This is a genomic window from Corynebacterium sp. MSK008 (assembly GCF_030232585.1).
Classification (GTDB): Bacteria; Actinomycetota; Actinomycetes; order Mycobacteriales; family Mycobacteriaceae; genus Corynebacterium.
In genome coordinates this window covers 1-20,379 of record NZ_JASPJX010000010.1, presented here as the reverse complement: position 1 = coordinate 20,379, position 20,379 = coordinate 1, and the positions used below count along the sequence as shown (strand labels likewise).

Below are 20,379 nucleotides of genomic sequence, written 5' to 3'. Positions count from 1 at the left end.
TGCGTCGCCGCCATAGCTTTCGGGCCATGAACTTCACCGACTTTGTCACCGCAGGCGTGGGCATGCTCGCCGACTTCGACCGCGACGTAGCCATGGCCGCCGGGCTGTCCACCGGCCGGGTGCGCGATTTGGCGCGGGTGCACCACACCTACTTTGGTCCGACCCAGTTCACCCGCAAACAACGCGACGCACTCGAGGCTGCTCACGGTCTACCGGTCGACCAGCTCGTGCACATCGAGAAAAAGCTGCTCGCCGTCGAAGGAGCCGCCGAACGCTGGCGCATCCGCCTCGACCTGGTGCGCCACCGCGGCTCCTATAGGGCACTGACCAAGCGCATCAAACGGCTGATCAAACAACCCGTCAAACCAGCCCCACCCTCGTGCAGGTTCTCCCGTTCGAAGGCAGGCATGCGCACCATGATCCTGACCTACAACGAGCGCGACCTGGCCGACCTTGAGCACCTGCTGCGCAAACTCATCGACGCCGACGACCCGGCGGCCGCCCAAATGGCCCACACGCTTATCGGCATACTGCGCGACGGCAAAGGAGTCCCACAGGCGAACTTCCGGCCGATCATCCTGGTGCCGATCGCCGACTGGGCCCGCATCCAATCCGGCCACGCAGACGAAGTCACGCTGATCTGCACCGACGGCACCACCATGACAGGGGCCGAATACATGGAGCACGAATTCGGCGACATACTCGAAGTCGCCGCGTTCCACCCCCAAGAAGGCCCAGTCAACCTCTACCACGCAAAGCGCTGCGCCAACCCAAAACAAAAAGTCATGTCGAAACTCACCTGCCCGGCCTGCGCGTTCCCGGACTGCAAGCACTCCGCCGAAACCACGCAGACCCACCACATCAACGCCTGGCGCTACGGCGGAATGACCAACATGGACAACCTCGCCGAACTCTGCCCCTTCCACAACGGGGTCAACGCCGACAACAAAAACGGCCCGTTCGGCTACATCGACAACCCCAACGCGCGGATCCACTGGGTCGCGCCCAACGGCACCAAAGTCCCCATGACCACCCCAGGCGCGATGGAGCTGCTCTTCGACTAAACCGCACCCCAGACACCCCGCCCCACCCGCGGCGGGGCAATAGGCACGCCCAAAAACGGCTACATCGGGCGGCCCATATCGGTGCGGGAAATCTCCACGGCCTTGCGGATCACCTCGGCCAGGGCGGCTTCGACGCGAACGCGCGATTCGTCGTTTTCCAGCAGGTCTTTGCGCACCTCGAACATCACGGCCAACACGGAGGTGTTCTTGTCGTAGTCCACCGGCACGTACGCCCCAGCGAAGGGGGTGTTGCGCTCCACGTTGAAGCCGGCGGCGGTGAAGGTGCGGTCGGCTTCGTCGGCAAGCACGGCGGGTGTGTGCACGGAGTGGGTGCCAATGCACACGTCCGGGAGGAGTTTGCCGGGGTGGATGCGGTACTCGTCGGGTTGGTTGTTGTAGGAGTGCACGTCCACGATCACGGCGCAGCCGCAGTCTTGGAGGCGTCCGGAGACCAGCTTGGACACCGCGTCGGCGTACGGGAAGTAGTACTCGGCTTTCAGGTCGGCGATGTCCATGTCCAGCGGCCGCAGCGGGTTGCCGTCGCCAAGTTTGAGGAAGATGGCGCCGCGTCCAGTCGAGTCCATGGATTCGCGTTCGTTGGAAAACCGCCCCGGGTCCGCGACCAGGCGGGAAAGGTTGTTCACGATCATCCACGGCGCGCACCCGGACTGCTCGGCCGCGGACGCGGCGAGGGTGTCGGTGTGGTCGTCGGTGACGCGGTCGAGCTCGCGCGCAATCTGGTCGTCGGTGGCGATGAAATCGGCGGCAACCTCGGCCGGGATCTCGCGCGAGGCGTGCGGCACGTGCACGATCACCGGGCAGTCAGTGCTTCCTTCGTGGATGGTGAAGTTCATGGTTTCGCAGGATATAGCGCTTCGGGGCATCTTGCTTATCGACGGCACCTTCGGCCTCAAACGCCTCCAACCAACCTTCCATGGGGAAGGTGCCCCATTTGTCGTGGAACCGGTTGGCGTTGGCGACGATGTCCTCGAGGTGTTCCCACGGCGGTGATGAGACGGGGTGCCACTGGTGGTAGGCGTGCGCCCCGCCGACCCAGACGAGCGGGATGCGGTGGCGCTCGAGCTCGCGGGCGAAGTCTGTGTCTTCCCCGCCGTACCCTTCGAAGGTGGGGTCGAAGCCTCCAAAGTCGCGCTCGATGCGCGCCCACGTCTCGGCGGTCAGGGCGAAGGAAAGGGACCAGAACAGGTCGTAGTTGTCGGCGTCGACGAGCTCGCCGTCGGCCGGGTTGGGGCGGGCGGGGTGCGGGTCGGGGTCGGTGACGCGGATTTGGCCTTCGTCCATGTAGGTCACCGGGCCGGCGGCGACGGCGTCGGGGCGCTCACGCAACGCTGCGACGTAGCGCGGCACCAGTGCGTCGGAGGCCAAACAGTCCGCATCCAAGAACACGAGCACCTCGGCGCCGCGCTCGATGGCTGTCTTCGCGCCCAGGTTGCGGGCGGCGGCGAGGTTGCGCGGTCCTTCCACCACGTGGCTTTTCGGCACCGCTTTGGCCAGCGCATCCGCGTCGCCGAGTGCGACAGTGACGTGGTCGACGCCCATCGGCATGAGGTTGACCTGGTGGGTCAGGTGGTCGCGCCGGTTCGCGTCGGCGAGTGTAATCACGCAGGTGGCGGGCTGGCCGGGGTCGGCGGCCACGCCGGCGATGACTTCGGCGGCCCGGCGCGCCGCACCATGAGTCTGCCAGCGGCCCCAGTCGGTGTCGCGGCGGCGCAGCAGTTCGGGCCATTCTTCGGGGGCGGGGAAGGCGTTTCGTACCGTCGCTAGGCCTTCGAGTGCTTTTGCGCCCGCTTTTTGCTCGGTGAAGGGGCGCGGCTGCGGCAGGATCACCGCCGGGGTGTCGGTCACCGCTAGATCCGCGACGGAGTTCTGCCCGCCGGCGGTCACGGCGATGCCCGCGGACTGCAGCAGCTCCGTCGGGTCGTCGACGTGGTTATCGCCGCCCAAAAACGTGAACCGGTACTCGGGGCAGGCGCGCTGCACCGCCTCCCAATCGGCCGGCGACCACGTCGAGCCGCCCAAACCTGCCATCACCACCACGTGGTTCGGGTCGCGCTTCACCCCCTCGCGCGGGGTAAGCCGCGAGATCCCGCCGACGGCGTGCAACCGGTCGGCATGCGCACGCAAATGATCCGGCACCTCGACCCAGTCCGGCCACGCCGCCACGATCGCATCGGCCTGCGCGTAGGCGAGCTGGTGCGGGGCGTCGCCGCGGTAGCCCGGCATCGCGTGCACCACCACCGGCACACCCATGATCCGCACGAACGCGGCGACCTCGTTGGACACGTCCACGTAGAACGCCTCCGGCTGGTTTTCTGCCACCCAGTCGGCGATCTGCGCGAACCTTGATGCGATCTGCGGCGCCCCGTACGGCGCGTAGTGCAGCGTGCCGCCGGCGGTCATCGCGCGGCCGCTGCGCATGCGGCGTGGGGTGTCGCTGGCGTCGTCGAGAAGCGAAACGTCCCCGTCTGCCGTGGAGAGGATCTGCGCTTCGTGCCCCATGGCGCGCAGTTCGCGCTGGATGGCGCGGCAGCGGTGCATGTGCCCGGAGCCGTGGTGGTGGGCGTAGATGCCGATCATTGTCCTACCTTTCCAAACGCCGCTACCTGGCGGAAGATGTCGGTGTAGTGCTTCGCGGTTTGGGAAAGCGAATGCCTCTCGACGACCCAACGGCGCACCACGTCCCTCTCAAACCCACGCGCCTTAGCAATCGCGGCGGCAAGCGCTGCGACGTCGTCGGCAGGGGCGAGGGCCGCCGGGGCGTCGCGAAGCAGCTCGCCCATGCCGCCGCGGCGAAACGCCGCAACGGGGGTGCCGCAGGCCATCGCTTCGAACGCGACGAGCCCGAACGGTTCCTCCCACCGCGGGCTGACCACGGCAACACCGCACCCGGCGACGAGTTTGCGCAGTTCCGCGTGGGACAGCTCGCCGATCCACTCGGCGCCGTCGCCCAGCCTGGGCGCGATTTCGTCGCGGAAGTAGTGGTGGTCGCCGTTGCGTCCCGCCAGCACGAGGGGGACGCCGGCTTTGCTGCAGGCGTCGATAGCCAAATGCGCGCCCTTTTCCGGCACGAGGCGGCCGAACCACACCGCGGTGCCGCCGCCGCTGCCCGGCTGCCAGAGGTTCACGTTGACGCCGTTGGGGATGATCACCGGCTCACTCGGTAGGCGCCAGTCCCGTGCGGTGGTGCGGCTGACGGCGGCGAACCGCCCGGCGCGCAGGCCGGCCGCGGTGATGGCGGCCTGGATTTCCTCGACCATCGGAGTGTGCAGCGTGGTCAGCATCGGCAGCGGCTCCGGCGAGGCGGCCGAGGGGAAGATGTAGGGGTTGAGGCTGTTGTTGTGCACCACGTCGTAGCCGCGCGCGACCAGCAGGCGGCGCAATTCCACAAAGGCGGCGTTTTCGCGCTCGCGCCCGCCTTCCGGGTAGGTGGTGTCGGTGGCCTCGGCGGCGTGTGCGCCCCAGTCCACCCCGGGCAGCTCGAGGGTTGGGTCGTTGCCGTCGGAGCCTTCGGCGGCGAAGAAGTCCACGTCGTGGCCGAGCTCGCGCAGCGCGGCGACCATGGTGTGGCAGAACGCCTCCAGCCCGCCGGCGTACGGCTCGCGCACCGGGTAGCGCGCAGGCCCGACCAGCGCGATGCGGAGTTTTCCGGTGCGCGGGGCACGGGTCGCGGGTTTCGCGGCGACGGTCACTCGATCACCACTTTCCTGTAAATCTCCTCGTGCGCCCGGCGCACCTGGTCCAGCTGCCGCGCCCTGTCGCCGGTGTACGGCACCGGCCCGCGGGCGAGTAGCCGCGCCGCAGCCAAACCGGCCGCGCGCCCGTCGCCGGTGCGGTACACCTCCACCGCGTCTGGGGTGTCCGCTTGCCCGGCGTAGCACCCGCAGTCCGGCACCGCCACAGGCACACCCAGGTCGCGGCACATTTCCAGCCACCCGGAGTGCGTGCCGCGCGTGTACGGCAAGATACACACCCCGGCGCGGCCGACAGCTCTGTGCAGCTCGTCGTCGCTCATGGGCTCGTGCACCACAGTGCCTATCGACGCCAGCTCCGCTCCCCCATGCACATACACATCCAACGGCACCCGCGCCGCGATATCGCGGTAGAACTGCTCGTCCGCGACCACGTTAGAGCGCACCGACTTCAAAAACACCGCCGCGCGCCCGCCCGGTTCCACCGCCACCGGTTCCTCCACGATCCGCGGGTGCGGCACCACGCGGACGTCTCGCGCGCCGAAGTCGCGGGCGAGGATGTCGGCGGCTTGGTCGGTGAGGGTGATCAGGGCGGATGCTTCGTCGATAAGCAATTGCAACCGCTCGTGATGCTCGGTCTGGTCGACGAGATGCGGGTTGTCCAGGTCGTGGACCGTGAGCACCAGCGGCACCGGCAGCGCGCGGCACAGCTCCGCAATCTGCGCGGGCGAGCGGTGCTCGAAGCCGAAGTGGATGTGCACGAGGTCCACCGCGGGCGGGTCGCGCCAAAACTCGGCCTCGAGCGCCGGGTGCGGCCACCAGTTGCCGTCGATGTCCGGGTCCGGCAGAAACTCCACGCCAGCAGGGCGGATAGCCTGCGTGTACGGGTGACCGGAGGGAATAGACAGAACGCGCACCCCACTAATATAAACGTTTTCGCATACTGTGTTGGCATGTCTTTGCTCGTCGTTGTTGGCAACTGCCAGGCGGAGTCCACGCGCAAGCTGCTCATGTCCACCGGGCACTTCACCGGCGAGCGCATCGCCCCAGTCCACGAGCTTGAAGCGGCGGACATGGGGTGGTTTCTGGACCTGGTGGCCCGCGCCGACGTGCTGGTGACGCAACCGATCCGCGACAACTACCGTGGCCTGCCCGTGGGCACTCGGCAGCTGCAAACGTCGGCGCGGCGTGTGGTTGTGCCGGTGCTGCGTTTCGACGGGCTCATGCCGTATCAGGCCATCATCCGCGACCCGGATGATCCGTCGTTGAACCCGCCGGTGGTGCCGTACCACGACCTGCGCACCCTGGCCGCCGCCGCGGGGCACACCCCGGCCGCGGCGCCGTCACCGGACGCGTTGCGGCGCGCCGCCGCGATGTCCGTCGAGCAGATGCGGCTGCGCGAGCGCGCCCACGGCGCGGTGGTGGTGTCGGACTACCTGGAAACCACCCCCGTGTGGCACACCGTCAACCACCCCGACAACGCGACGCTTGCATTCATGGCGTCGCGGGTGCTGGAGGAGCTGGGGCTTTCCGACGAGCCGGTCGCCCCCGACTACGAAATGCTCGGCGGGCTGGACTCGCCTATCGACGCCGCGGCCGCCGACGCACTCGGCGTTACAGTGACGGGACGCGATACGTGGCGCGAGCGCGGCGCCGGGGTCATCGACGCCGGCGAGATCCGCGCCGCGCAGCTGGAGTTCTACCGCCAGCGCCCGGCACTGGTGGCCCACGGGTTGCAGCGCCACGCGGAACGTCTTGCGAATCTAGGGTTGGTGCAATGAAACATCTCATCGTCGGCCCCGCGGGCCACGGGGTAACCGAGTACGCCCTCGGGCTCGCCCGCACGACCGGTTCCGAGGTCATCCGGGAGGAGACGTTCGGCGATGCCCCGCTTTCCGGCCCCGTCCACGTCACCTTCACCGACCACCTTTTCGGCGACACCGCCGAGCGCTTGCTGGCGCGCATCGACGGCCCGTTGTCCGTGAGCCTGCACGACATCCCCCAGCCGGAGGAGGGCGCCGAGCGCTTCGCACGTCGCGCACGCGTTTACCGCGGGCTCGTGGAGGCGGCGGACGTCGCGGTGGTCAACTCCGAGCACGAGGCCTCGTTTTTCGACGCCGCGACAACGGTGATCCGCCTGCCCATCCCGGTGATCGACTCGCCCTTCGACCCCGAGCCGGGCAGCGTCGGCGTGCTGGGGTTTCTCTACCCCGGCAAGGGCCACGAGGACCTCATCGAGGCGCTGCCGGACCACCGCCTGCGCTTCCTCGGTGCGGTCTCAAAGGGCCACGAGGACTGGGCCGACACACTCGACGCCGAGATCACGGGCTGGCTCACCGACGCCCAACTCACGCGTGAAATGGGCCGCATCGCGGTGCCGGTGTGCCCGCACCGCCACTTCTCCGCCTCCGGCTCGCTCATGGCCTGGCTGGGCGCGGGCCGCACCGTGCTGGTGCGCGACTCCGACTACGCCCGCGAGATCGACGCGTGGCTGCCCGGGCGCGTGACGTTGGTGGCTGACGGCGGTTGGCGGGAGGCCGTCGATAAGCATGTGCCCAAGCAGATGGACCCGCCGCGCTACGGCTGGGCCGAGGTCGCGCAATTGTGGGAGGAAACATGGCGTTTAGCTGGCCTGATGTGAGCGTGGTCATCCCGCATTACAACGACGCGGAAGCGCTCGAGCGGGTCGTCGCGGCGGTGCGGGCGCAGGACTACGCGGGCGAGGTGGAGATCATCGTGGCCGACGACGGCTCCGCCGAACCACCCGCGGTCGAGGGCGTGCGCGTGGTGCGCCAGGAGGACAAAGGCTTCCGGGCGGCCGCGGCGCGCAACCTCGGCGCGGACGCTGCGCGCGGCGAGGTGCTCGCGTTTCTCGACGCCGACACCGTGCCCGAGCCCGGCTACCTCGCCGCGGTGGTGCCGCACATCGTGGGCGATGCGCGGGCGGTGGTCGTCGGCGCGCGGCGCACCGGCGCCGAGGACAAAGAGCCGCAATGGCTTATCGACGCCTGGTCCGCCACCGCCAACCTCCGCAACGCCGACCACAGCTCATGGCGCTACATCATCTCGGCGGTGCTGACGTGCTCGCGCGAGTTCTTCGACGCGGTCGGCGGCTTCGACGGCACGCTTGTCGGCTACGGCGGCGAGGACTGGGAGTTCGGCTTCCGCGCCTGGAACGCCGGTGCCAGCTTCGTGCACGAGCCGGCGGCCGTCGCGCACCACGCGGATGAGGACTTCGGGCAGCGTTACGACGACCCGGCCGCCGCCACCGCCGTCAAAAACGCCGAGTCGCTGGCGCTGGCCCGGCGCGTGACCCACCCGCTGGCGCGGCCGGACGGGGTCATCTTCGATACCTTCGACCTGCAGGTGGAGGTCCCGGAGCTCGACGGCGAGGGGGTGCGCGACTTCGTCATCGCAGAGTGGCTCAAAGTCGGCGCGTACGTGCGCGTGGCGGAGGTGCCGGCGCTGTTCGCGCACGACCCGCGCGTGGGCACCGCCGAGGTTGAGGCGCGGGTGAGCATCGCCGTCGGTGCGGGCTGGGCGCCGCAGGACTTGAGCGCGCTTTTGGCTGTGGAGTACGTGCTCTCCCCCGACGGCACCGTGGTGCGCACCAAACGCGCCGCAGCACTCGAGCTGGAGCCGGTCACGGCGCACCCCGAGGACTTCGGGCTGACGCCAGTGGCGGGCCCGCTGCAGCTGGAGCGCTACTTCGCCGGCTGGTGACGCGGCTTACGGCAGCTCCGGCGCGACGCCGGTGCGCTCGTACTCCGCGAGGATGTCGATGCGGCGCTGGTGACGTTCCTCTTCGCTCCACGGCTGGGACACGAAGGCGTCGACAATTGCGAGTGCTTCTTCCTCGGTGTGCATACGGCCGCCGATGCCGATGAGCTGCGCGTTGTTGTGCTCGCGGGCGAGCTTCGCGGTCTCTTCCGACCACGCCAGGGCGCAGCGGGCACCCTTGACCTTGTTCGCGGCGATCTGCTCGCCGTTGCCGGAGCCGCCGAGCACGATGCCCAGCGAACCCGGGTCGGCCACCACGGCCTCAGCCGCGGCGATGCAGAACGCCGGGTAGTCGTCGGCGGCGTCGTACTCGTGGGCGCCGCAGTCGGTCACCTCGTGGCCCTGGGCCTCAAGGTGGGCCTTGATCTGGTTCTTGCGCTCGAATCCGGCGTGGTCTGCTCCAAGGTAAATACGCATGGCGCTTAGCGTACCTGGGGCATCTCCGTGCGGGTGCGCTTGAGTTCGAAGAAGTACGGGAACTCGGCCAGGCCGACGGCGTGGTCGAACAGCTTGCCTGCCTCTTCGCCTTCCGGCACGCGGGTAATCACGGGGCCGAAGAACGCGTTGTCGCCGAGCTTGACCACCGGGGTGCCCACGTCGTCGCCGACTGCGTCCATGGCGGAGGCGTGGAAACCGCGCAGCAGGTCATCGCTGTCAGACGTGTTGGCCACCTCGGCGAAGTGGTCCGTCAGACCGACCTCCGCCAGCGCCTTGGCGATGATCTCGTCGTAGGCGCCATAGCCCTTCTTGCCGCCCTCGCCGCCGGCGTGGATCATCGTGGCCATTGTGGTGTACAGCTCGTCGACCTTCTCGGGCTGTTCTTCCTTGACCTTCGCGAACACGCGCGCCGGGCCCCAGTTGGCCTCCATGGCTGCGGCGTAGTCGTCGGGGATGTCGCGGCCGTCGTTAAGCACTGCGAGCGACATGGGCACCCACTCGACTTCGATGTCGCGGACCTTCTCCACCTCTTTGATCCAGCGGGAGGTCTGCCATGCGAACGGGCAGGATACGTCAAACCAGAATTTCACTTGTTCCGTCATGGCGCCCACGATAGCGCGTGTAGGTTGGGGCAGATGAAGACCAATCTGACTCGCAAGGACGCGCAGGCGCGCGCCGAACTGATTTCCAACGTCCGCTACGACATCTCCGTTGACATCACCGGTGCCGACGAGTTCACCACGGTGAGCACCGTCCATTTCGATTCGAAGGCGGGCACCACCCACTTCGACCTGGTCGCGGCCGGTTTCGAGGCCGCCCTCGACGGCGAGGAGACGGGCCGGGAGCTTTCGCTTGACGACGGCCCCCACACCCTGACCGTCACCTCCCACGACGCCTACAACCGCACCGGCGAGGGCCTGCACAAGTTCACCGACCCGGTGGATGGCAAGGACTACCTGTACACCCAGTTCGAGCCCGCGATGGCGATGAAGGTGTTCGCCGGCTTCGACCAGCCGGACCTGAAGGCCACCTACAAGGTCAGCGTGACGGCCCCGGAGCGCTACACCGTCATTCTCAACGAGGCGGTAGAGCGCACGGACAACGGCGACGGCACCTCCACCTGGACCACGGTGATCGACTACCCGCTGTCGACCTACCTCATCGCGATCTGCGCCGGCGAGTTCGAGCGCGTGTCCGACACCTACGATGCCGGCGACGGCAGGACGATCGAGCTCGGCCTGTACGCGCGCGCCAGCCTGATCCCCCACATGGATTCGGAGCGCCTGTTCCGCCAGACCAAGGAGGGCTTCGACTTCTACCACGCCAACTTCGGCCGCAAGTACCCGTTCGGCGACAAGTACGACCAGGTGTTTTGCCCGGAGTACAACATGGGCGCCATGGAACACGTCGGGTGTGTGACGTACCGCGACGAGTACATCTTCACCTCCGAGCCCACCCCGTACCGCCTGGAGCGCCGCAACGACACCATCCTGCACGAGATGGCGCACATGTGGTTCGGCGATTTGGTCACGATGCAGTGGTGGGACGATTTGTGGCTCAACGAGTCCTTCGCCACCTGGTCGGCAGCGACGGCGCAGGTGGGTATCGGTGAGTATCCGGAGGCGTGGACGACGTTTGCCACGGTGGAGAAGGCGTGGGCGTATTCGCAGGATCAGCTGCCGTCGACGCACCCGATCGCGGCGGACGCGCCGGACATTGAGACCGCGGAGCAGAACTTCGACGGCATCACCTACGCGAAGGGCGCGTCCGTGCTGAAGCAGCTGCAGGCGTACGTGGGTTACGAGGAGTTCTTCGCGGGCGTGCGTAAGCACTTCGACAACCACGCCTACTCCAACGCTACGTTTGACGATCTTCTCGGCGCGCTCGAGGAAGCTTCGGGCCGCGATTTGTCTAACTGGGCTGAGCAGTGGCTGCGTACTACCGGTGTGTCGCGTCTTTACCCGGAGATTTCGGACACGTTCACTGTGGTGCAGGAGTCGCCGGTGTTGCGCGATCACCGTGTTCGCGTGGGGCTTTATTCGCTTATCGACGGCACCGTGCAGCGCACCCACCAAGTCGAACTCGACATCACCGGCGAGCGCACTGAGATCCCTGAATTTTCAGGCGTGAAACACGATCTCGCCCTGGTGAACGACGAAGACCTCACGTACTGCCTGATGGGTCTCGATGCGGAGCAGCAGCAGTTCGCCGTGGAGCACCTGGGCCAGATTGAGGATTCGCTGGCGAAGACTTTGGTGTGGTCTTCCTTATGGGAGTCTGTGCGCGATGGTCGTCTGCCGGCTCGCAAGTATGTGGAGTTGGTGGCGCGTGAGGTTGGCCCGGACATGCAGGAGCGGATCGCCGCTCAGGCTACTGAGGCTGTGAAGCGCTACGTTGACCCGGCGTGGCGCCGCACCGGTTTCGATCTGTTGAACGAGGCGTTCCGTGGCCAGGAGCCGAAGGCGGTGTTCGACCGTGCGCTTGCCCGTCTGGAGCCGACTGAGGAGACGGTTGAGTACTTCAAGGATTTGCTGAAGTCTTCTGAGAATCAGGAGGTTCGTTGGTTGGCGATCACGAACCTCATCGCCGCCGGCGCCCTGCCGCTGGAGGCCGCGGATGAGGAGCAGGACGAGACGTCGGAGGGCGCGATTTCGCGTCTGCGGGCGAGGGCGGTCGTCGATAAGCGTTGGGCTTGGGACAAGCTCATGAACGACGACCTGACCAACCTTGAGGCCCGCTACCTCATGGACGGACTCACCTTTACCGATGCAGACCTTGAGGGGTTGACCGACGAGTACTTCCGCGCCGCGCCGGCTTTGTGGGATCGTTTGACCAACGAGATGGCGCAGCGCACCCTGGAGGGCATGTACCCGCGTTGGGATGTCACACAGGCGGCGGTTGAGAAGGCAAACGCTCTGCTTAACGCGGACGTCCCGAACGGTTTGAAGCGCGTCATCGCCGAAGGCCAAGACCGCGCAGCACGCGCAGTGCGCAACCGCGCGGCCGACGCCGCAGCAAACTAAAGCTGCTTGAGGGCTTGTTCGAGGTCGGCGATGAGGTCGGCCTCCTCCTCGATGCCCACCGAGATGCGCACGAGCTCGCCCGGCACCTCGAGCGCGGAGCCGGCGACGGACACGTGCGTCATGGTGGCGGGGTGCTCGAGCAGGCTCTCCACGCCGCCGAGGGACTCCGCCAGGCAGAACAGCTTGGTGGACTTGCAAAACGTCTTGGCCTGCTCGGTAGTCTGGAACAGTACGGAGACCATGCCGCCGAAGCGGGTCATCTGCTTCTTCGCGGTTTCGTGGCCCGGGTGGGTTTCCAGGCCCGGGTAGCACACGCGCTCGACTTGGGGCTGGGCATCCAAGAACTTTGCGACGGCTTCCGCATTGTCGCAGTGCTTCTCCATGCGCACGGAAAGCGTCTTCAGGCCGCGGCCGGTGAGATACGTGTCGAACGGGGACGGGTTCGCGCCGACCCAGCCGAAGAAGAAGCGCAGCTGCTCGTGGAAGCCGGGCACGCGGGAATCGTCGCCGCATACGATGCCGCCGACCACATCCGAGTGGCCGCCGATGTACTTCGTGGTGGAGTGCACCACCACATCGGCACCGAGGTCGAACGGCTTTTGCAGGTACGGCGAGGCGAACGTGTTGTCCACCACCAGCGCGGCCTGCTTCTTCACGGCGGCGATGGCTTCGATGTCCACGATGTCCAGCATCGGGTTCGTCGGCGTTTCCACCCAGATGGCCTTGGTGTTGTCCTTAACGGCGGCAGCGACTTCTTCCGGGTTGGTCATGTCCACCACGGTGTTTTCCACGCCCCACTGCGTGAACACCTGCTGGATCAGGCGGTAGGTGCCGCCGTAGGCGTCGTTGGACACGACGATGTGGTCGCCGGGTTTGAGCAGGACGCGCAGGATGACGTCGATAGCCGCCATGCCCGAGGAGTACGCGACGGCGTACTCGGCGCCCTCCAGAGCGGCGACCGCCTTCTCCAGGGCGGTGACGGTGGGGTTGCCCACGCGGGTGTACTCGTAGCCGCCGCGCAGCTCCGCCAGCCCGTCCTGGGCGAACGTGGTGGAGGCGTAGATCGGCGTGTTGATCGGCCCGTACAGGCTGTCGGGTTCGTATCCGGCGTGAATAGCGTCGGTAGCAAATCCAGTCATGCTCACAGACAGTAGACCTAGCGGTTCAGTCAGCGGGCATTTTTATGCACTAGAATCGTGCCCCGATGAAACCGCAAACAGATACAGCCGAAAAGGTCGATGAAGCCGTCACCGGAGTCTCAAATTGGTGGAACGACCCGGCCACCCGCGAGCTCCTAGTGGAACGCCCCGTGAAAATCCTGCTGATCATCCTGGTGGCGCTGGTGCTGAACTGGGTGGCGCACAAGGTGATCAACCGCGCCACCCGCCACGGCATCGAGCGCACCCCCTTGATCGCGCAGGAGGTGGACGACACTCCCCAGTCCCGCGCCCAGGAGGCGCGGCGCCAACAGCGCATGAAAACGCTGGGCAACGTGGGCCGCTCCGTCGCCGCGATTGTGATCTGGACGTGGGCGATTCTCGCCGTGCTTGATCAGCTGGGGGTAAACGTCGCGCCGTTGATCGCCTCCGCCGGCGTGGTCGGCGTGGCCATTGGTTTTGGTGCGCAGTCGCTGGTGAAAGACTTCTTCTCCGGCATGTTCATCCTCATTGAGAACCAGTTTGGCGTGGGCGACACCATCCAGGTTGGCGACGTGGTGGGCGATGTGGAGGAGATGACGTTGCGCATCACCACCCTGCGCGACATCGATGGTGCGCTGTGGCACATCCGCAACGGCGATATCGAGCAGGTGGGCAACCACTCGGCGCGCTTTTCCACGGCGCGTCTGCAGATCCCGGTGTCGCTCATGGCGAATCCGGACAAGGTCTCGCGCGTCATCGAGGACACCGCTGTGGCGGCCTGCCAGGACCCGGAGATCCGCGATGTTGTCATGGGCACGCCGGAGATGCTGGGCCCCAGCGAGTTCAACCCCACGTACGTGTCGTTCCGCTTGAGCGTGACCACCATGCCGGGCGAGCAGTGGGGCGTGGCGCGCCACTTGAACCACCGCATCCTGGAGGCGCTGCACGAGCAGGACGTGGTGCTCACGGCGATGGATTCTGTGCTTGTAGAGATGAAGGAGAACAATGGAAATCGGTCCTAAGCAGGAGCAGACGCTTTACGACGCCGTCGGTGGCGACGCCTTCTTCCACCGCCTCGTCGAAGGCTTTTACACGCAGGTCAAACAGGACGACCTCATCGGCCCGATGTACCCGGACCAGGATTGGGACGGCGCGCAGGACCGCCTGCGCTGGTTTTTGGTGCAGTACTGGGGCGGCCCGCGCCTCTTCCAGGAAAAGCGCGGCAACCCGATGCTGCGCAAGCGCCACCTCCCGTTCGCCATCGGCGAGGCCGAGGCGGACCGGTGGTTGGAGCTCATGGGCAATTCCATGGAGCAATTTACTGACGACGAGCTGCCGCCCGCCTACCGGGCGCAGATGTGGAACCACATGCAGCGCGTGGCCTACATGATGATCAACCAGGGCCCGCGCGCGTACTAAAACAGCAGGTTCGGGCGGGTGCTGCGGTAGACGGAGCCGAACGGCGCGTCTAGGCGCACCCAGCTGCCCGAGGTGGCGACGCGCAGGTGGCGCGGGATCTCGGCGGGCGCCTCGAAACCGGGGATCAGCCCGAGCGCGGTGCAGGCGAAGATCATCCGCATGGGGATCTCCACGGGGTTGTTGCTGTCGGCGTCGGCGGTGAGCACGGTGCCGTCGAGAAGTGAGCGCGGCGGACCGGCAGGGCCGGAGAATTGGCGGGCCAGGTTGCGGCCCTCGTCCGCGAGGCGGCGGGCGACGCCGATGGGGACTTCCTCGCGCGCGATGAAGCCGCTGGCCGGTGGCAGGGCTCCGGGCCAGGCGGCGTCGCGGGCTGGGCCGACCTCGGCTGCGTCGGACTGCAGCGCGTCGAGCATGGCGCGGGCGCTGACGGTGGCGCCGGGGTGGGTGGTGGAGCCGGAGGTGCGTCGAGAAGCAATGGCATCAAACGGCGTGGTGACGAAGACGTCAAGCTGGCCCTCGCCCACCTCCTGGATGCGCGCGGAAGCCTGGGCGTCCAGCGCGAGCGCACGCGAAAGCAGCGCGGTGAGCCCGCGCGTGCCGCGCTCGATGGAAACCTCGACCACTTACGCCCCGGCCGTCTTTGACAGGATGCCGATTTCCTTCTGCGTGATCTCACGCGGCGAGGTCGTGGTGGTGTCCACCGTGACCTGCACGCACTCGATCACGCAGCAAACCTTGCCCTGGGCATCCTTGATTTCCTGGCGGGTGGTAAACGACGTGTTGCCCACGTTGGACACCTGCGTCTCCACCGTCACCTCTGTGGTGTTGGGCAGGATCGGGCGGACGTAATCCACCTCGAGGCGGCGCACGAACACCACGAACTCGTGGCCCTGGGAGTAGAAGAACTCCTGCGCGAACGCCAAGCGCGCCTCCTGGGCGAGCTCGATGTAGGCGGAGTTGGTCACGTGCCCGTAGCGGTCGAAGTCGCTCCAGCGCACCGGGATGGTGTGGACGTGGATCTCAGCCATTGTGTGCTCCTAGCGGGTGAGCTTGCGGTGGGTGACGCGCGACGGCTTCGCGGCCTCTTCGCCGAGGCGCTCGATCTTATTCTGCTCGTAGTCGCCGAAGTTGCCCTCGAACCAGAACCACTTGCCCTCCTCCACGTTGCCCTCCCAGGCGAGGATGTGGGTGCAGGTGCGGTCCAGGAACCAGCGGTCGTGCGAGATCACCACGGCGCAGCCCGGGAAGGCCTGCAGCGCGTTTTCCAGCGAGCCGAGCGTTTCGACATCCAGGTCGTTGGTCGGCTCATCCAGCAGGATCAAGTTGCCGCCCTGCTTCAGCGTCAGCGCCAGGTTCAGGCGGTTGCGCTCGCCGCCGGAGAGCACCTTGGACGGCTTCTGCTGGTCCGGGCCCTTGAAGCCGAAGGCGGACAGATAGGCGCGCGACGGCATTTCGTTCTGGCCGACGTGGATGTAGTCCAGGCCGTCGGAGACGACCTCCCACACGGTCTGCTCCGGGTCGATGTTCTCGCGGTTCTGGTCCACGTACGAGATCTTGACGGTGTCGCCGACCTCCACAGAGCCGGAATCGGCCTCCTCCAGGCCCACGATGGTCTTGAACAGCGTGGACTTACCCACACCGTTCGGGCCGATCACGCCGACGATGCCGTTGCGCGGCAGGGTGAACGACAGGTCCTTGATCAGCACGCGGCCGTCGAAGCCCTTGTTCAGGTCCTCCACCTCGACGACCTTGTTGCCCAGGCGCGGCGGGGTCGGGATCTGGATTTCCTCGAAGTCGAGCTTGCGGTACTGCTCGGCCTCCGCCGCCATCTCCTCGTAGCGCTCCAGACGCGCCTTGTTCTTGGCCTGGCGAGCCTTCGGCGAGGAGCGAACCCAGTCCAGCTCCTTCTTCAGGCGCTTCTGCAGCTTCTGGTCCTTCTTGCCGGCAACCTCGAGGCGCTCGGCCTTCTTCTCCAGGTAGGTGGAGTAGTTGCCCTCGTACGGGTAGAGCTTGCCGCGGTCGACCTCACAGATCCACTCGGCGACGTTGTCCAGGAAGTAGCGGTCGTGCGTAATCGCGAGCACAGCACCCGGGTAGGTCTGCAGGTGCTTCTCCAGCCACAGGACACTTTCGGCGTCGAGGTGGTTGGTCGGCTCGTCGAGAAGCAAAAGGTCCGGCTCGCTCAGCAGCAGTTTCGCAAGTGCTACTCGACGGCGCTCGCCACCGGACAGGTTGGTCACCGGTGCGTCGGAAGGCGGGCAGCGAAGGGCCTCCATGGCCTGCTCGATCTTGGAGTCGATCTCCCACGCGTCGGCCGCATCGAGCTCTTCCTGCAGCTTGCCCATTTCTTCCATGAGCTCGTCGGAGTAGTTCGTCGCCATCTCCTCGGCGATTTCCTCGAAGCGCTGCTTCTTCTCAAACAGTTCGCCGAGGCCTTCCTCGACGTTGCCGCGCACGGTCTTTTCCTCGTTCAGCGGCGGCTCCTGCAGCAGGATGCCCACGGACGCGCCCGGCTGGAGGAACGCCTCGCCGTTGTTCGGCTGGTCGATGCCGGCCATGATTTTGAGCAGCGACGACTTACCGGCGCCGTTCGGGCCCACGACGCCGATCTTGGCGCCCGGGTAAAACGCCATGGTGACGTTGTCCAGGATGACCTTCTCGCCGATGGCTCGGCGGACGTTTTTCATCGTGTAGATGAACTCAGCCACTACGAATCCCCTTTGTTAGTGCGGAGGTAAATACCGCACTTAGGGTACATGACGCGCACGCGCGCCCCACCGCTTCCAAGGCGCGTTGGCAGCGGCGGGGCGAAGGCGGCGAAAACTAGAACGGCGCGCCGCCGGTTGCGGCGAGCTCCTCTCCTTCCGCATCGGCATCGGTGCGGGTGACCCCGTCGACGTCCTCGGCGCTGACGCGGCGCTCCTCCACCTCCGGCGTGTCCGAGAAGCTGCCCCAGCCACTCTTGGGCTCGGTGACGTCTGCCTCCTCGCCGTTGAGCTTCTTGTTCAGGGCCTTCGCGTCCATCGGCTTGGGCATCTCGTGGCCGTCGATCGCGTTGCCGGAGGTAGACGTGCGCACTGAGTTGACCTGGTAGCGCGCGAGATCGAACGCGACGTGGCGGGCCTTGAGCGTGGTCTTGGAGCGCAGGGTCGCCTCGCCCTTGTCGTCCTTGCCCTCCCAGTACTCGTGGACCAGCTTGCCGATGACAATCACCGGGAAGCCTTTGCGCAGCGACGCGCCCGCGTTGACCGCGAGCTGGCCCCAGCACTCGACGTCGACGTAGAACTGGTTGTAGTCCTGCCAGACCTCGTCGCCGTTGTCGTTCTTTTCTTTCTTCACGTCCGAGGTGGCCACGCGGAAGCGCAGCACGGCGTTACCGGAGTCGAAGGTCTTGAAGTACGGCTCGGCGATCAGGTTGCCCAGCAGGGTGTAATCAATGTTGGCCATTGTGTGGCCCCTTTCTGCTTGCGTGCGGATGGTGTGCGGTTACGGGGGCGGAGCTTGCCGTCGATAAGCAATTGCCCCCTGCGACAGCAGAGTCGCACGAAACGCAAGCCGGAAAAAGGGGTCGGCCAAATTGTGGATAACTTAACCTGAGAAATTCACAATCCGCAGCTAGCGGCCATGAATTTGAGAAAGCATCTCGTTGTAGCGGCGCCATTCCTCGTCGTCGGTCTCCTCCGCGCGGCGGTCGGACTCGGCCGTTTCCGCCTTATCCTCGCGCCACCAACGGATGAACAGCTCGCCGAAGACGATCACCAGCGGGAAGGAACCGGACGCCCACGCGATGCCGCCGCCGTCCTTCTGCACGGCCAAAAGGTCCGGGTTCCACGGCAGCTCCAGCGAGCGGTAGAACTCCTCGCCCATCACGGAGCCGAGCTGCATGAGGTAGACGCCCATGAACAGGTGGAACGGCATGGACACCCACAGCCACAGCAGGCGCACCTTCGCGGTGGGGCGGCCTTCGATCTCGTCGGGGCCGATGAGTTCCCAGAAGTACAGGTAGCCGGAGACGAGGAACGCGGCGTTCATGATCACGTGGCCGGCGTGCTCGGAGATCATGAGCTCGTAGAACGGCTGGATCACATACATGGCGTAGAACACCACCAAAAACTGGATGGTGGACACCGGCGAGAACGTCACCGTGCGCAGGAACTTCGAGCGCTGGAAGCTTTCCGCCCACAGGCGCGGGTTGAATTCGCCGGCCGGGTATGCCTCGCGCACCAGCGTCAGCGGCGCGCCGAGCACCAGGAACACCGGCACGCCCATGGACAGGATCATGTGCACCGTCATGTGCGCGGAGTAGGAGGCGGGCATGTGCATGCCCAGGCCGGAACTCAGCGTGACGACGACCATCGCGCAGCCGGCCAGCCACCACAGCGTGCGCGCAACCGGCCAGCCGTCCACCCGGCGAACCAGGTGCAGGTAGTAGGCCGCCAGCAGGATCGCAATGACGCTGAACAGCAGCTCCGGGCGCCAGGTGGTCAGCCAGTTGGTCCAGGTCAGCGGTTCGGTGAGGTTGTAGCCCATCTGGATCTGCATGCGGGTCAGGTTCGGGTCCAGCGGCGGCGGGGGCGGGGTGCGGCCGAGCGTGACGGCCAGGCCGGAGATCGCCGCCATGATCAGCACCTCGCCCGCGGCGAGGCGGGTGAACGCCCTGGGCTGGGTTTCAAGCTGTGGGATGGTGCGCTCGCGGTGCACGTAGCCGATCATGCCGAGGACGACGATGCCGACGGTTTTGATGATGAGCACCCAGCCGTAGCTGTACTGCGTCAGGTCCTCCAGGCGCACCCGCACCAGCGCGTTGACCACACCCGAGACGGCCATGGCCAGGATGGAAAACAGCGCGATGCGGGAGTAGCGCTGGGTGGCGGCGGGGAGGCCGGGGCCTCGTCGTAAGGCATGTGCGACAAGCGACATCAGCCCGCCGACCCAAAGCAGCATGGCCACGAGGTGCCAGATCAGCGAGTTGGTGCCGAAATCGTGCGCGCCACCGGTGGCCGAGTGGCCGGTCAGCGCGATCGGCATGACCACCACGATCGCGCCCAGAAACAGCCAGACCTGGGACCACCAGCTGGATGCGGTGTAGGCAAACGCCGCCACGACGGCGGCGAAGGCGGCGACGATGAGCCACACGCGCGCGTCCGCCACCTGGTCCAGCGCCTGCGACCACGCGGCCGCCTCGAAGAGGACGGTTTTCAGCGGCTGGCCGGAGACGTCCGAAAGCACCAGCGGAATCATGACCAGCCCGATCAGCGCGATGCCCGCGCTGGCGTGGGCTCCGGTGCGCGAGGCGAGGTGCCCGTCGACCGTCAGGCGCGCGCCGTTGAGGTCCTCTCGGGTCTGCTTCGGCGCGATGAGGAACGCCGAGAGCAGAAACGAGCCCGTCGCCAGCGCCATGAGCAGCCACGCGACGCCGCGCAGCGCCGGCAGGCCCACCGTGGTGGCCGCGCCCGGGTCCGGGATGCCCAGCTCCGCGAGCGAGCCGCCCGAGAACGCCTCCCCCACCGCGCCTGCGACAACGGCCGCGATGGCGAATGCGGCCAAATACAGCGGCCAAGCGGGGGCGACGGTGTGTTTCGGGGCGGGTGCAGTCATGTCGCATACCCTACTTTCGCGCTGCGCAGAGCCATAACTACAATCAGCCGGTGTTGCCCCCATAGCTCAGTGGATTAGAGCATCCGGTTTCTACCCGGCTGGTCGCGGGTTCGAATCCTGCTGGGGGCGCAAATGTCATGAGTCGCGTCATGCTTGACGCATGAGTCGCGACATGTTGGACGGACCGGCATCCCAGTTGTTTTTGTTC

At 66.6% G+C, this 20,379-nt stretch carries 19 protein-coding genes and 1 tRNA gene; 8 read left to right on the top strand and 12 right to left on the bottom strand.

Annotated elements, in window-relative coordinates:
- The first annotated feature begins 26 nt into the window (after positions 1 to 26).
- Positions 27 to 1,064, top strand: coding sequence for an HNH endonuclease signature motif containing protein (locus tag QP996_RS08875; RefSeq protein ID WP_284872289.1), 1,038 nt, complete (start codon positions 27 to 29; stop codon positions 1,062 to 1,064).
- A 59-nt stretch (positions 1,065 to 1,123) separates the two neighbouring features.
- Here QP996_RS08875 and QP996_RS08870 read toward each other — a convergent pair whose 3' ends face one another.
- Genes QP996_RS08870 through QP996_RS08855 form a run of 4 tightly spaced genes read right to left on the bottom strand, consistent with a single transcriptional unit; the run spans position 1,124 to position 5,691 of the window.
- Positions 1,124 to 1,918: an N-formylglutamate amidohydrolase gene (locus QP996_RS08870; RefSeq protein ID WP_284872288.1), complete on the bottom strand. Its 795-nt coding sequence runs from the start codon at positions 1,916 to 1,918 to the stop codon at positions 1,124 to 1,126.
- Positions 1,887 to 3,662, bottom strand: coding sequence for a glycosyltransferase (locus QP996_RS08865; RefSeq protein WP_284872287.1), 1,776 nt, complete (start codon positions 3,660 to 3,662; stop codon positions 1,887 to 1,889). Before QP996_RS08865 ends, QP996_RS08870 begins: the two co-directional genes overlap by 32 nt.
- A complete protein-coding gene (locus QP996_RS08860; protein ID WP_284872286.1) occupies positions 3,659 to 4,774 on the bottom strand; it encodes a glycosyltransferase in 1,116 nt (371 codons plus the stop codon). The genes QP996_RS08865 and QP996_RS08860 overlap by 4 nt, the downstream gene beginning before the upstream one ends.
- Positions 4,771 to 5,691 carry a glycosyltransferase family 4 protein gene (locus QP996_RS08855; protein WP_284872285.1) on the bottom strand — a complete coding sequence of 307 codons (921 nt, stop codon included), beginning with the start codon at positions 5,689 to 5,691 and terminating at the stop codon, positions 4,771 to 4,773. Before QP996_RS08855 ends, QP996_RS08860 begins: the two co-directional genes overlap by 4 nt.
- Before the next feature lie 36 nt (positions 5,692 to 5,727).
- On the opposite strand from QP996_RS08855, the gene QP996_RS08850 reads away from it, so the two are divergent.
- The 3 genes from QP996_RS08850 to QP996_RS08840 are packed head-to-tail and all read left to right on the top strand — an operon-like array spanning position 5,728 to position 8,497.
- The gene (locus QP996_RS08850) at positions 5,728 to 6,555 is read left to right on the top strand and encodes a WcbI family polysaccharide biosynthesis putative acetyltransferase (protein WP_284872284.1); all 828 of its coding nucleotides are present in this window, start codon (positions 5,728 to 5,730) and stop codon (positions 6,553 to 6,555) included.
- Positions 6,552 to 7,415, top strand: coding sequence for a glycosyltransferase family protein (locus tag QP996_RS08845; RefSeq protein ID WP_284872283.1), 864 nt, complete (start codon positions 6,552 to 6,554; stop codon positions 7,413 to 7,415). Before QP996_RS08850 ends, QP996_RS08845 begins: the two co-directional genes overlap by 4 nt.
- Positions 7,391 to 8,497: a glycosyltransferase family 2 protein gene (locus tag QP996_RS08840; protein ID WP_284872282.1), complete on the top strand. Its 1,107-nt coding sequence runs from the start codon at positions 7,391 to 7,393 to the stop codon at positions 8,495 to 8,497. Before QP996_RS08845 ends, QP996_RS08840 begins: the two co-directional genes overlap by 25 nt.
- 6 nt (positions 8,498 to 8,503) lie before the next feature.
- On the opposite strand, the gene QP996_RS08835 is transcribed toward QP996_RS08840, so the two are convergent.
- Together QP996_RS08835 and QP996_RS08830 are read right to left on the bottom strand one after the other, a co-directional pair.
- Positions 8,504 to 8,971 (bottom strand): ribose-5-phosphate isomerase, encoded by a 468-nt coding sequence (locus QP996_RS08835; protein WP_070475701.1) that lies wholly within the window; start codon positions 8,969 to 8,971, stop codon positions 8,504 to 8,506.
- A 5-nt stretch (positions 8,972 to 8,976) separates the two neighbouring features.
- Positions 8,977 to 9,594 carry a DsbA family protein gene (locus QP996_RS08830; RefSeq protein WP_284872281.1) on the bottom strand — a complete coding sequence of 206 codons (618 nt, stop codon included), beginning with the start codon at positions 9,592 to 9,594 and terminating at the stop codon, positions 8,977 to 8,979.
- Positions 9,595 to 9,627: 33 nt separating this feature from the next.
- Between QP996_RS08830 and pepN the strand changes: the two genes are divergently transcribed.
- The gene (gene pepN / locus QP996_RS08825; protein WP_284872280.1) at positions 9,628 to 12,015 is read left to right on the top strand and encodes an aminopeptidase N; all 2,388 of its coding nucleotides are present in this window, start codon (positions 9,628 to 9,630) and stop codon (positions 12,013 to 12,015) included.
- Here the strand turns inward: pepN and QP996_RS08820 are convergent.
- On the bottom strand, positions 12,012 to 13,154 hold the full coding sequence (locus tag QP996_RS08820) for a cystathionine gamma-synthase (protein ID WP_284872279.1): 1,143 nt from the start codon (positions 13,152 to 13,154) through the stop codon (positions 12,012 to 12,014). The genes pepN and QP996_RS08820 overlap by 4 nt on opposite strands.
- Before the next feature lie 65 nt (positions 13,155 to 13,219).
- Here QP996_RS08820 and QP996_RS08815 point away from each other — a divergent pair, with 65 nt between their 5' ends.
- Positions 13,220 to 14,176 carry a mechanosensitive ion channel family protein gene (locus QP996_RS08815; protein WP_284872278.1) on the top strand — a complete coding sequence of 319 codons (957 nt, stop codon included), beginning with the start codon at positions 13,220 to 13,222 and terminating at the stop codon, positions 14,174 to 14,176.
- Complete coding sequence (locus QP996_RS08810) at positions 14,160 to 14,573, top strand: globin (protein ID WP_284872277.1); 414 nt, start codon at positions 14,160 to 14,162, stop codon at positions 14,571 to 14,573. Before QP996_RS08815 ends, QP996_RS08810 begins: the two co-directional genes overlap by 17 nt.
- On the opposite strand, the gene QP996_RS08805 is transcribed toward QP996_RS08810, so the two are convergent.
- The 5 genes from QP996_RS08805 to QP996_RS08785 all read right to left on the bottom strand — a co-directional run bounded on the left by QP996_RS08805 (position 14,570) and on the right by QP996_RS08785 (position 20,171).
- Positions 14,570 to 15,196 (bottom strand): DUF8185 domain-containing protein, encoded by a 627-nt coding sequence (locus tag QP996_RS08805; RefSeq protein WP_284872276.1) that lies wholly within the window; start codon positions 15,194 to 15,196, stop codon positions 14,570 to 14,572. The two genes, QP996_RS08810 and QP996_RS08805, sit on opposite strands and share 4 nt — an antisense overlap.
- Positions 15,197 to 15,601: an acyl-CoA thioesterase gene (locus QP996_RS08800; RefSeq protein WP_284872275.1), complete on the bottom strand. Its 405-nt coding sequence runs from the start codon at positions 15,599 to 15,601 to the stop codon at positions 15,197 to 15,199.
- A 9-nt stretch (positions 15,602 to 15,610) separates the two neighbouring features.
- Complete coding sequence (gene ettA / locus QP996_RS08795; RefSeq protein WP_284872274.1) at positions 15,611 to 17,281, bottom strand: energy-dependent translational throttle protein EttA; 1,671 nt, start codon at positions 17,279 to 17,281, stop codon at positions 15,611 to 15,613.
- 115 nt (positions 17,282 to 17,396) lie between these two features.
- Positions 17,397 to 18,020: a single-stranded DNA-binding protein gene (locus QP996_RS08790; RefSeq protein WP_284872273.1), complete on the bottom strand. Its 624-nt coding sequence runs from the start codon at positions 18,018 to 18,020 to the stop codon at positions 17,397 to 17,399.
- A gap of 168 nt (positions 18,021 to 18,188) precedes the next feature.
- Positions 18,189 to 20,171, bottom strand: a complete 1,983-nt coding sequence (locus tag QP996_RS08785) for a bifunctional copper resistance protein CopD/cytochrome c oxidase assembly protein (protein WP_284872272.1) — start codon at positions 20,169 to 20,171, stop codon at positions 18,189 to 18,191.
- 55 nt (positions 20,172 to 20,226) lie between these two features.
- Here QP996_RS08785 and QP996_RS08780 point away from each other — a divergent pair.
- Positions 20,227 to 20,300, top strand: a tRNA-Arg gene (locus tag QP996_RS08780).
- Positions 20,301 to 20,379 lie beyond the last annotated feature (79 nt).